A 12,911-nucleotide genomic window follows, 5' to 3' on the forward strand; every position below is an offset into this window, starting at 1 on the left:
TATTATTATTTACTTACTTAATTATTTAATTCGTTTCTAGTTGGAAGCCAATCAGTTTTTGGATTCCATGTAATGCTTTTTTCTCTTCTTCACTGCAGAAAGAATAAGCATGGCCAGCATTTCCGGCTCTACCTGTTCTTCCAATCCGGTGCACATAGGTTTCGGATTCAGTAGGAAGGTCATAATTGATGACCTGTGGTAATTTATGTATATCAATACCACGGGCAGCAATATCTGTTGCGATCAAAATCTTGGATCTGCCTGTCTTAAAAGATTCCAGGGCATTCTGTCTTGCATTCTGTGATTTATTTCCATGAATGGCATCTGCCTTGAATCCTCTTTTATTGAGTTGCTTTGCCAGACGGTCTGCAGCATGTTTTGTACGGATAAAAACCAGAGTTTGTAGGTTCTTATCTCTGTTCAATAGATCAACCAATAAGTCGGTTTTCTGTTTTTTCTCAATGAAGAAAACAGATTGATTGACATTTTCAGAGGCTTTTACAACGGGGTTGATATTTACTTCTGCTGGGTTTTTTAAGATCGTATTGGCAAACTTCCTGATTTCAGGAGGCATGGTGGCAGAAAAGAACAAGGTCTGTCTTTTCTCCGGTACATATTTAAGGATCTTCTTGATGTCATGGATAAATCCCATATCCAACATGGTATCTGCTTCGTCCAATACTAGGGTAGCAATGCTGTTCAATGTTAAATATTTCTGATTGATGAGGTCCAATAACCTACCTGGTGTTGCGATCATTATATCTACAGGCTGTTGAAGCGATCTAATATTTCTGGAGATAGGGACACCACCAAATACGACCAAATGCCTTAGACCAAGGTGTTTGTTCAGTTCAGCAAAGGTCTTGTCAATCTGAATAGCTAACTCGCGAGTAGGTGCCAAGATCAAGGCTTTTGGAGCTTTGGAATTCGATTTTTGCTTCGCACAGTTTTGTAGGATAGGGATGCTAAAAGCAGCCGTTTTTCCAGTTCCGGTCTGTGCACATCCGATGATATCATTTCCCTTTAAAATGTGGGGAATTGATTCAATCTGTATATCCGTAGGGGCCTTGTAGCCAAGACCTTCGAGTGCTTTTATGATTGGAGCGATTAGCTCCATATTGTTGAAATTCATTGATGTTTTTAAAATTTGTCTTCAAAAAATTTGTTTTACGAAATGCTCTTCGTTTGAACAAACTGCTTACAGACATAAAATATGTCAATTAATATTAAAATGAAATCTGAAGAAGCAGTGACAAAGTTTATTAAGGAGGGTTTACAAAGTCATTGATATTATAGAATAAATTCCAATATTATTACAAAATTACTAAAATATTTCGATAATATTTTTCTTTTTTATTAATGGGACGATTTAAAGTTCCTAAACGGACATGAGTTTAATGACCTTGACATGCGATTTAAAGGCTGACCAGAAGGAATTATACTCGTTGTATTTTATTTCATAATCCTTGCAAGCCTGTCTAACGATCTTATTTAATGCCGGATAATGGATGTGGCTGATCTTTGGAAAAAGGTGATGCTCCACCTGAAAGTTCAGACCGCCCAATAGCCAAGTTAACATTTTGTTTTTGGTGGAGAAGTTTGCTGTGGATTGGATTTGGTGGATCATCCATTCCTCTTCAATTTTAGGTTGGTCACCAGATTTAAATTCCGTTTCTGAAACCACGTGAGCCAACTGAAATACCGTCGCTAAACAGATTCCGCATACTGCACCTGCAATCAAAATACCAAGTAGAGTTGGAATCCATCCTACATAAATAATCGGGATGACAATAAAGATCAAGGCGTGAATGAGCTTACTGATCCAGAAGATTACTTTTTCCTGCAATGGAAAGTGGAAAGTTCTTTCTGAGCTGCCCATTTTTTGCCTGAAGTATTTTTCATAATCCTGATAGAATATCCATGCTAAATATGAAATTCCATAAAGAAAAATAAAATAAATAGGCTGGAAACGATGGTGTTTCTTTAGTTTCTGATCTTGATGGATACGCATAAACTTCACTTCGATATCGGGATCTTCACCATCAATATTGGTGTAGGTATGATGGGCGATATTGTGTTTTTGCTTCCAAAAAAAAATATTTCCTCCCAATAGATTTAAAGAATAGGAAAGGATATTATTGACTTGCTTATTTTCAGAAAACGAATTATGGCCTGCATCATGCATAATATTGAATCCAATTGCTGCAAGATTGACACCAAATATCATACATAACAGGACACTGATGGTCCAATGCGGTTGTACAAAAACTAATATACAGTATATTAAAACAAAGGAAGCCATCAAGATTATGGCTTTACTGTACAACTTACTGTTTCCAGTCTTTTTTTGTATGGTATTATTAAAATATTCGTTAATATTATTTTTTAATGATTTTGAGAATAAGCTGTTTAAGTTGTTGAACTTTATGGTTGATTTCATATAATTATTACCCACTTCCACTTTGTCGACCAGCCCGACAAGAATGTTGTATTTGTGCAAACTTACAATTTATATGGCAAATGATTGTTTAACTTAAGTTAAAAAACTCTAATTTTTTATTGGACCTTAATTTAAACTTTGCTTTCTGATTTCTTCGATTTCCTCCACGGTTTTTACCAGGTCTGGACCTAATAATCGGTAGCCATTCTCTTCAATCATGAAATTGTCTTCAATTCGGATCCCCGAAAAATTACGGTAATCTTCTAGGAGATCATAATTGATGAATTCATGGTTTCTCTTTTCAGCCTTCCACATATCGATCAAGTCAGGGATAATGTATATGCCCGGTTCTACAGTCAAGACAAAGCCTGCTTCCAGTTCTTTTCCTAGGCGCAAAGATTTGAGCCCAAACGTATTATTGTCCTTAGGCTCTCTTTCGGTATATCCCACATACTGTTCACCCAAGTCTTCCATATCATGGACATCTAATCCCATCATATGGCCTAAGCCACATTGAAAGAACATGGTATGGGCGTGGTTCGCAACGGCGTCTTCAGCATTCCCCTTCATCAATCCAACTGCAGTCAAGCCCTCTACCAAAGTTTTGGCAGCTTTCAGGTGAATATCCTTGAATTTAACCCCAGGTTTCATCATGTCTCTAGCATCTGTAAAGGATCTTAAGACCACATTGTAAAGATCTTTTTGTCTTTCCGTGAAAGTGGCGGATACAGGGAAAGTCCTGGTTAAGTCACCTGCATAACCCATTGGAGTTTCAGCGCCCGAGTCGTTTAAGATCAAATCACCGTTTTTAAAGCTGTTCTCACGGTATTGGTTATGGAGAATTTCACCATGCACTGTCACGATCGGTGGATATGCAAATGTGAAATTTTGGTCTGCAGCATATTTTAGGATCGCATTCACCAATTCATATTCTTTCATTCCAGGTTTTGCAATCTTCATGGCAAGGAGATGCATTTCCGTAGAAACACGAAGAGCCTCTTCAATCTGCTGGATTTCCTGTGGTTCCTTGATCGATCTCTGCTTTACGACGGCCTTGATCAGTTTTTCAGATGGCAGTAGTTCATCTAAATGCCTATCCAAAAGTCTGCTCAATAGGATTTTGTTGTAAGATTGATATGGAGGTAGGAAATGGATTGGGCGATTGTTGAACTTAGCTTTCTGAAGGTAGTTCTCCAGTTCTTTGAAAGGCATGGTTTCAGAAACGCCCGCTTTTAGGCTTTTTTCCTTCAAGGTTTCTTGTCTGCCGGTCCAAACCAGTGCATCCATGTCCAATTCATCACCAAAGATTATTTCCCGGTTTTCATCAATGTCGATGATCCCAGCAATAAATGGGGCTTGGATTCCGAAATAATATAAAAAACTGCTGTCTTGGCGGAATGGGTAAGTGTTATGTTCGAAATTGATGGGATTTTCAATATTTCCCAATAAAACGATCACTCCATGGGAAACCTCATTTTTTAATTGGGTTCTTCTATTCTGATAGGTACTTGACGAAAACATTGCTCTAAAATTTTATAACGAAATTAAACAAAAACTGTGGAACCATCTTTAGGAACCACAGTATTTATAGGAATAAGTTGTTACCGGTTGATTAAGCAGCTTAATCTTTGCTTAGTTGAATTTGTGTAACGCGATTTGGAATGACATATCTACCCAAAGCATCTTTTTCAAAGCCTTTTAATGTATAGCCACTTTCGGAATTAAACCTGATGAGATTATTCTCCAGGATTTCTGAATTGGGGGTAAGGGTCAAAGTAACCGTTTTGTTTTTCTCATTATAGGAAAGTAGGTCCAGCTCTCCAGCATCGAGTTCAATCCAAAGTTTTTCTGGAGCTAGAAAGATTCGGTTTCTTGCTGCAGTTTTGATTTTAACATCGATATTTTCTTTATTCTTGACCAGGTTTCCTGAGAATGCCAACCAATCGAATTCGGGATGTTTGATGATATATGTTCCTGAATTAACGGCATAGCCATAAAATCCTGATCCATAATCGCCAGTAATACCATCGATTTCTAGGGTTGATGGATAGGAGTGGAACGCTGCTGGTCCGAATCCTTCTTGGGTAACATTTGCCAAAGCACCCATCATGCCAGCATGACCTACGCGCAGTAGGTAGAAGTCATCGGGATGGTCTCTATACTCGGTGAGAACTGGTATGGAATTCAGGGCAGAGCCGTAGTGATGTAGCTGTCTTTCAATTCTGGATAGTTTTCCGCCGTATACAAAGTCCCAATAACGGCGAGCACTGCCATTGTAGCCCCAATGGGGAACTGTCGGCATATAGGCTAATATGGCGTTGAGCGTCACTTGTGCTTTTTCATCGAAACCAAAGTACTTGGACCAGAGGTAAACTTCTTCCTGACCGGTAGAGTCCCATGGCATTTCGCTGCCAAATGGGTAATTTAAGGTTTTCCAATGCTCGGCACGTTTTCTCATTTCAGATTCCAATTTATTTGCAGAGTTCGTTAAGCCTTCCCTTCTTAGGTCATTTAGTATCAGCAGGAAAATACTGCCTTCCATCTGTCCGAATTGTGCATAATGTGGGGCCTTTTCAACCATGGCAATTGCCGTATGGAATGCCCGGTCGAGGTATACATCCCAAGGTTCTTCAGAAACTAGCTGGTTGTAATTCCTTGCGAGTCGGTACATGACCCAATGGGCAGCAGCAACATGGGGATAATTATAGGATCGGCCTATATTGTCGGCTTCTTTTTTAGGCCAAGCCGACCATGTTTTCCAGTTGATATCTTCACTATAGGTACCTTTTGGTAGGGAGTCTGGCTCATAATAGAAAAGACTTTTAACTACGCCATATTTATCTTTTCCCTCTTTGTGCTGGATTCGGCCATACATAGTTTCATTGACAAAACGCTTCAGTTTTTCAATTTCAACCTTGTTAGGTATCATAACCTGCTTCATCATTGCTGCGAGCCAGCTGGCGGCACCAGCTTCATCACTTAAGCCTGCATACCAGGCCCTTTGCTCTTGGGTAACTGGTTTTCTTTCTTCAATATCGTATGTAATTACCGAAGGAGATCTTTTAAATGGATCATTTGAATCCTCAAACCATTGTTCATTGGTCAAGAAATTCCCTAAGTCCTTGACTACTTCCTGTTCAGGTTTGATGACCTTATACTGAATGGTTTGTTCGATTCCATCTTGATAGGTGATCTGCAGTCTTGCCCTTCCCCAGGTATTTCCTGATACTTCAAATTGATTCCAATTATTCTTGGTCTTTTTCAAGGTTTTTATGCTTAGGGCATCTTTTGGGAAAACCTCGATGTTCTTGATCTGCTTATTATGCTTGATGAATAATTTGCTTGGGTTGTCCATTGGAATGACATAACCTGGGGCTGCAACGGCTACAGGTCTATTATTGGCCAATAGGGTAGATTCAATTTCTTTGATGCTCGGTGCGAGAACAAATCTCAAGGAGAAGTTTTTGGTCTCACCAGGTTTCAAAATAGATGATGTAGGTTGATTCCAAGGGTTGACATTTTGCCATTCAGTTTCTGCATAAGCTTTGCTATGTATCAACCATTCATGAAAGCCTTCAAAGGTGATGCTTCTAGGGGTTGGATCTGTATTTAATGGGTTGTAAGCTTCAAAACCCGCATTTTCACTGGGCAGGACCAATAGGCTAGGTCCATTTCCATGAAGTCGGTTTACCTGCATATATCCGGCATCCTTTCCAATGTAAGGGTCGAAGAAGACATTTTTAGCATGGGCTTCGTCTAAACTTTTCCAATCCATGTTGTTGTTGAACGGTAATGGAATCCCAAGGCCTCCAATCTCAATGGATTTGGTTGAATTATTGATGATCTGGAAGGTAAGTTGCAGATTTCCATTTATGTCTTCCCATTTTCGGATTACCTTCAAAGGTATGTTTTGAAGGGTTGAACTCAGATCAGCCATAGCCAATACATTGCCCTCAGGCTTTAATTCTAATACTTTTTGACGGTTATTTGCGGAGGAGAAGGCCTGCCATTCCTGGTTGCCGGCATCACGAATTTTGAGATTGATGTCCCCGATATGGAAGAAACCATTGCGATCTCTTTTGTTTAAGAGTTCGGTTGCTGTGTAGTCAAAGCTAGTATCTGCATGGATCAGCTTGATTGATGATGCGGTCTGAGAACTGTTTAAAAGCTGCAGGTTTAGTTCTTTCAAAGGAAAGGTTTTGTTGCCTTGGTCTATGCCAAGGGTAGGAGGTTCAGCAGCTACTTTTTTCCAAACAGGGTTCTCATTCTGTTGAGCATGAGCAGGTTGGGACAAGCAAGGTGTCAAGGCCACTAAAAGGAGATAATAGAAATTTTTAATTTTCATCATTTCTGTTGAAGTCTTGAATTATTAATAGAAAGCCAATTAATCTAATTCTAAAAATGAATGGAAGGAAAAATTTAATTGTATTAAGTAAAATAATTAGATTAGTGGAAGCAAAATTACAGTTTGGAAGAAATTAAATGGGGTGTTTTCCATTTACTCTAAAAAAACTGGTTTTATTAGCATTGATCCAAAGTCACACTTAATACACACGATTAAGTTTTTCCTGTTTGTTTGTTACAAATATGGTTTTAATAATTGTTTTAAGATTGCCGGATTTTAGCTTTATATGGCCAATTCTTAGCCATTCCTGTTAAATATTTTGCTGAATGACCTCTTTATAATTATATTTAGTGTTAAATTGACATTTATAAACTTTTTAAATTATGAAACCAATACAATATAATGTACCAGTTCCTAAGGATAGGACGGTATTTGTGCAGGAAGACATATTAGATAAGTTTTATCCGTATATGCATCGTCATGTTGAGTATCAGATTATTATGATTGTAGCTGGTAGCGGTCAACTGTTGGTTGATGACAATCTTCATAATTTTCAACAGGGTGATATCTTTTTGGTTGGTTCCAATCAAGCTCATGTTTTCAAGAATGACCAAAGTTCAGAAGGGATAAGGTCTGTTTCCGTATTTTTCAATCTAGAGGGCGCCTTGCTTAATTTGTTGAATTTGCCTGAGTTGAGCGTATTAATGGAATTCATCAGCAATAACTGTAGAGGTTTTCAGGTTCCAAAACAGCATTTAGCTCCGATACGGAGAAGAATCGAGGTTTTGAAACGATCTGATAGGATGGACCAATTGGTGAACTTCTTTTATCTGTTAAAATCGTTAAATATGGTCTCTGCTGATTTGACGCCACTTTCAGGGGTTTCTCATTATGAAACAGATGCCTTTGGTGGTTTCAAGATCAATTCTTTATGTAGGTTTATTGAGGAGAATTTTAAAGAGAACATTTCCTTATGCGATGTTGCAGAAAAGGCAAACTTAACCCCACAGGCATTCTGTAGATATTTCAAGAAATGCACGGGAAAGACTTTTGTATCCTATTTAAATGAAATCCGGGTTCGTGAAGCCTGTCGTTTATTAGGTAATGATAAATATGATTGTGTTTCCATTATAGCTTACAGCAGTGGATTTAACAGCATCACCAATTTCAATCGAGTATTTCGGAGTGTTATCGGCACCTCACCCAAGGAATATGCATTAAACTACAAGAACTTTTTATATCAATAAATAGAAAAGGTTAAAATTCAGTAAACAAATATTAAAAGGCGGTTAGGCGAGGAGCTATTAAGTGGCTAGTTTTGGTTATACAATTATAATTTAAAACAAGAAAACTTACTATGGCTCAATTAAATTGGAAAGGAATTTATCCTGCTGTTTTGACTCCATTTAAGGAGAATGGAGAAATTGATTTTGAAATGTTTGCCAAAAACACGGAGGCGCAGATTTCTGCGGGTGTTCATGGGATCATTATTGCGGGAACTCTGGGAGATGCTGCCGTATTGGACAATGATGAAAAATTTGAATTGCTCTCTTATGCGAAAAAAGTTGTTGCTGGAAGAATTCCACTAATTCTGAATATTGCGGAAAATACGACCAAAAATGCGGTTGACTTTGCAAAAAAAGCAAAGGAACTTGGCGCGGATGGTTTGATGTTACTGCCTCCAATGCGTTATAAAGCAGATGACCGTGAGGTAGTAGAATACTTTAAGGCTGTTGCCAGTGCGACTGACCTTCCTATCTTAATTTACAACAACCCTGTTGATTATGCGACCTACGTTTCATTGAGCATGTTTGAAGAATTGAAGGATTACCCAAGTATTCAAGCGGTGAAAGAATCAACCAGAGACTTGTCAAACATTACCAGAATGAAGAATAAGTTTGGCGATCGCTTTAAGGTTTTGGGTGGTGTAGATACTATTTCATTGGAAACAGTACTCCTTGGTGCCGATGGATTGGTCGCAGGATTGGTTGATGCTTTTCCAAGAGAAACCATGGCAATGTACAATTACGCCCTGAATGGTGAAATTGAAAAAGCTATTGAAATCTATAGATGGTTTATGCCATTGTTAGAGTTGGATATCCATCCAAAACTTATCCAGTACATCAAATTAGCTGCTACAGCTGAAGGAATCTGTACACCGCATGTTCGCGCGCCAAGGTTGCCTTTGGTAGGTGAAGAAGCGACAAGAATAAACAAGATAATTGCTGATGGCATTGCAAGTCGTCCGGTTTTGAATTAAATCGGAAGAAGTGCATTCTTTGGGACATAAAGTTGGTCTTACAGCTTTATGTCCCTTTAATAGTAAACCCAATTGAATATGAACCAAAAAAAAGAATACTTAGATAAATGTGTAGAGCTGGCTGCTGAGGCGTATCAATTTTTAAAGTCCACTACGGTTAGGGATCGGGCCAAGTTTATGCATGCTGTAGCAGATCGAATTGAAAGTCTAGGGACGGAATTGATCGAGACAGCAAATCAGGAGACTTCCTTACCTTTTCCTCGTTTGGAGGGCGAGAAGGCTAGGACCATCTGGCAATGGCGCAGTTATGCAAATGCGATTTCCAATGGCCTGTACAGTGAGGCAAGGATTGACTTAGCAAATCCAGAAAAAGGAAAGAATGATATTCGCAAATACAATCTAGGCATTGGGCCAGTGGTTGTATTTGGGGCTAGCAACTTTCCTTTTGCTTTTTCAACCGCAGGTGGAGATACCGCAAGTGCCCTAGCTGCAGGATGCCCAGTCATTGTAAAAGGTCATTCGGGGCACGAGAAAACCTCTACGGTTATGGCCAAGGCAATCACGGAAGTCGTAAAGGAATTTGGATGGCCTGAGGGTGTCTTCAACCATATCCTTGGCAATGAAGTAGAAGGTGCCAAAGAGAAGATAGGCGCTTATTTGGTTGCTCAGCAAGGTATTAAAGCGGTGGGTTTTACCGGTTCCTATTGGGGTGGAAAAGCCCTGTTTGATATTGCGAACCAGAGGGAAGAACCCATTCCTGTCTTTGCGGAAATGGGAAGCATCAATCCAGTATTTGCCTTCGGGAATATATTGGAGGAGAAAGCAGAAGCTTTGGCAAAGGAATACGCATCATCCTTAACCTTGGGAGTAGGGCAGTTTTGTACCAATCCAGGATTGTTCATTGCGGTGAAAGGGGAAGCATTGGAACGATTTAAATCGAGCCTGCATGATGCGATTGCCGCGATCAATTCAGCCCATATGCTGAATCAAGGGATCTATTCACATTTTGAGAAAAACAAGGATCTATTGAGCAGTCAAGCTGAGGTTGCAATACTTTCAGAGTCGAATTCTATTGCTGAATCTGGCCAGGGCCGACCAAGGGTAGCCTTGACCTCCGCAGCGAATTTCTTGACCAATGAAGTTTTGGCTGAGGAAGTTTTCGGTCCGTTTGGATTATTGATAGAAGCAGATTCCATATCAGAAGTAGAGAAAATCGCAAGAAACCTAAAAGGACAACTGACGATAACTATTGCTGGAACGGAGAAAGATGCTGAAGAAAATAAGACGATATTAAACATCATAAAAGATAAGGCCGGAAGGCTATTGTTCAATGGAATGCCAACCGGGGTTGAGGTCGTGTATGCGATGCAGCATGGCGGGCCTTTCCCTTCGAGTACAGATCCAAGGTTTACCTCGGTAGGACCTGATTCCATTAAGCGGTTTTTACGTCCATTGGCATTTCAGAACTGGCCAGACCAGTTTCTTCCAGCAGAACTGAAAAATGGCAATCCCCTTGCGATCAATCGCCTTGTGGATGGTACAAGTACTAAGGATTCCATAAATGCAAACCAATAAATAGATGAAGAAAACATTTTTTTGTATTGATTCCCATACCTGCGGTTGCCCTGTGCGGTTAGTAGCTGGAGGTGGTCCATATTTGAACGGGAATTCCATGATGGAACGCAGGCTCCATTTTATGGAGGAGTATGATTGGATCAGGAAAGGGTTGATGTTTGAGCCTAGAGGCCATGATATGATGAGTGGTAGCATTCTTTATCCACCTATCGACCCTAATAATGATACGGGTGTACTCTATATAGAAACCAGTGGTTGCTTGCCGATGTGTGGCCATGGAACCATTGGAACTGTTACCATAGCCATAGAGGAAGGATTGGTGATTCCGAAAGTGCCGGGAAAGCTTAGATTGGAAACACCTGCAGGATTGATCTTGATTGATTATGTGCAGGAAGGCCCAAAGGTCAAAACAGTAAAGTTGACCAATGTGAAATCCTTTTTATATAAATCAGAATTGACAGTGGACTGTCCGGATTTAGGGGAGATTGTTGCTGATGTTGCATATGGAGGTAATTTTTATGCGATTGTAGATCCGCAGAAGAACTTTAGGGATATCAGTGATTTCTCTGCTAGCCAATTGATCCATTATGGCAAGGTGATCCGTTCCCTGTTGAATGAGAAGTATGAATTTATCCATCCTGAGAATGAAAATATTTATGGTTTGAGCCATATTCAATGGACCGGGAAACCGACCAAGGAGAACTCTACAGGTAGAAATGCGGTATTGGTAGGTGAGAATGCCCTCGATCGCTCACCTTGTGGAACAGGGACTTCAGCTCGCATGGCGCAATGGTATGCAAAAGGGAAATTAAAGCCAGGAGATGAATTTGTCCATGAAAGTTATATAGGCTCGCAATTTATTGGGCGGATTGAGGAAGAGACCCAATTGGCGGGTCATGCTGCCATCGTTCCATCAGTAGAAGGGTGGGCAATCATTACGGGATATAGTCAGATCATCATAGATGATATGGACCCGTATAAAGAAGGATTTCAAGTTATGTAATTCACGATAACCATTAAATAAAGTGTCAAAAAACCATAAAGGAAATGTAGTTATTATCGGGGCTGGGATTGCAGGTCTATCCACAGCATATTATTTATTTAAAGATGGTTGGCAAGTCACTGTCCTGGAGAAGGACAATGGCAAGAACAATTGTTCCTATGGCAATGCGGGCATGATCGTTCCAAGTCATTTTACACCTTTGGCAGCACCAGGAATGGTAGCCCAAGGAGTAAAATGGATGCTGAACAGTAAGAGCCCGTTTTATGTTAGGCCATCATTGAACCTCGGATTGATCGACTGGGGACTGAAATTTTTAAAACATGCCAATGAGAAGCATGTAGAAAGGAATGCTGAAGCAATCCGTGATTTGAACCTGGAAAGCAGCAAGCTATATGATCAGTTATCTTCAGAAGAAGGTCTTGACTTTGAGCTGAGGCAGAACGGCATTTTGATGATGTACAAATCAAAAGATGTCGAGCATGAGGAAATAGAATTGGCAGAAAAGGCGAATCGATTAGGATTAGATACTCAGGTTTTAGATCGGATTGGCGTACAGGAATTAGAACCGAACCTAAAGGTCGATACATTGGGTGCTATTCTGTATAAGTGCGATGGAATTATGTATCCACCTAAATTAATGCAGGAATTGACAACCTATCTTGTCAATCATGGAGTGAAATTTCATTATGCAACTGAAGTTAATGGATTTGAGACCAGTGGGAATAAAATCAAATCCGCAGTGACCAACAAAGGAAACTTTCAAGCAGATGAGTTTGTGGTAACTGGAGGAGCAGCATTGGGCAAGATAGGTGCTAAATTACACTTGAAATTGCCACTGATGCCTGGGAAAGGCTATTCCTTTATGTTCAATCCAGAGGAAGGCACCTCGATGAATCACGCAGCACTTTTGCTGGAAGCAAGGGTTGCCGTGACACCAATGAACAATCAGATCCGATTTAGTGGTACCATGGAATTGGGCCCTGCGAATGATAAAATCTATCAGAACAGGGTTAAAGGAATCGTTGAATCTATCCCAAAATACTATCCTGATATTCAAATTGACTATCCAAACGATATATGGTTTGGATATAGACCATGTTCGCCAGATGGGCTTCCTTATTTAGGGAGGACCAAGAAATACAGCAATGTAAGCATTGCCGGGGGCGGAGGTATGATGGGCCTAAGTTTGGGGCCTGCCTTTGGTAAAAGCATAGCAAGGATCCTATCCAATGAAAAGATAGAATCGAATATTTCGGGCTTTAATCCGGACCGATTCCAGTAGCAATTT

At 39.9% G+C, this 12,911-nt stretch carries 9 protein-coding genes; 5 read left to right on the top strand and 4 right to left on the bottom strand.

Going from position 1 to position 12,911, the window contains the following annotated elements; all coding sequences use genetic code 11:
- Positions 1-25: 25 nt before the first annotated feature.
- The 4 genes from ACWICE_RS08485 to ACWICE_RS08500 form a co-directional block, all read right to left on the bottom strand.
- Positions 26-1,132 (bottom strand): DEAD/DEAH box helicase, encoded by a 1,107-nt coding sequence (locus tag ACWICE_RS08485; protein ID WP_454291098.1) that lies wholly within the window; start codon positions 1,130-1,132, stop codon positions 26-28.
- A gap of 246 nt (positions 1,133-1,378) precedes the next feature.
- Entirely contained in the window at positions 1,379-2,440 is a 1,062-nt protein-coding gene (locus ACWICE_RS08490) for a fatty acid desaturase family protein (protein ID WP_454298084.1), read from the bottom strand.
- Positions 2,441-2,566: 126 nt separating this feature from the next.
- A complete protein-coding gene (locus ACWICE_RS08495; protein WP_454298085.1) occupies positions 2,567-3,961 on the bottom strand; it encodes an aminopeptidase P family protein in 1,395 nt (464 codons plus the stop codon).
- A gap of 100 nt (positions 3,962-4,061) precedes the next feature.
- Entirely contained in the window at positions 4,062-6,788 is a 2,727-nt protein-coding gene (locus tag ACWICE_RS08500; RefSeq protein WP_454298086.1) for a DUF5695 domain-containing protein, read from the bottom strand.
- Positions 6,789-7,168: 380 nt separating this feature from the next.
- On the opposite strand from ACWICE_RS08500, the gene ACWICE_RS08505 reads away from it, so the two are divergent.
- The 5 genes from ACWICE_RS08505 (at position 7,169) to ACWICE_RS08525 (ending at position 12,905) form a co-directional block, all read left to right on the top strand.
- Complete coding sequence (locus ACWICE_RS08505; protein WP_185211540.1) at positions 7,169-8,032, top strand: AraC family transcriptional regulator; 864 nt, start codon at positions 7,169-7,171, stop codon at positions 8,030-8,032.
- A 110-nt stretch (positions 8,033-8,142) separates the two neighbouring features.
- Positions 8,143-9,045 (top strand): dihydrodipicolinate synthase family protein, encoded by a 903-nt coding sequence (locus tag ACWICE_RS08510; RefSeq protein WP_185211541.1) that lies wholly within the window; start codon positions 8,143-8,145, stop codon positions 9,043-9,045.
- A 78-nt stretch (positions 9,046-9,123) separates the two neighbouring features.
- Entirely contained in the window at positions 9,124-10,620 is a 1,497-nt protein-coding gene (locus ACWICE_RS08515) for an aldehyde dehydrogenase (NADP(+)) (protein ID WP_454298087.1), read from the top strand.
- Between the two features lie 4 nt (positions 10,621-10,624).
- Complete coding sequence (locus ACWICE_RS08520) at positions 10,625-11,623, top strand: 4-hydroxyproline epimerase (RefSeq protein ID WP_454298088.1); 999 nt, start codon at positions 10,625-10,627, stop codon at positions 11,621-11,623.
- A 22-nt stretch (positions 11,624-11,645) separates the two neighbouring features.
- Positions 11,646-12,905, top strand: a complete 1,260-nt coding sequence (locus ACWICE_RS08525) for an NAD(P)/FAD-dependent oxidoreductase (protein ID WP_454298089.1) — start codon at positions 11,646-11,648, stop codon at positions 12,903-12,905.
- Positions 12,906-12,911 lie beyond the last annotated feature (6 nt).

It is taken from the genome of Sphingobacterium sp. NPDC055346, assembly GCF_053645235.1.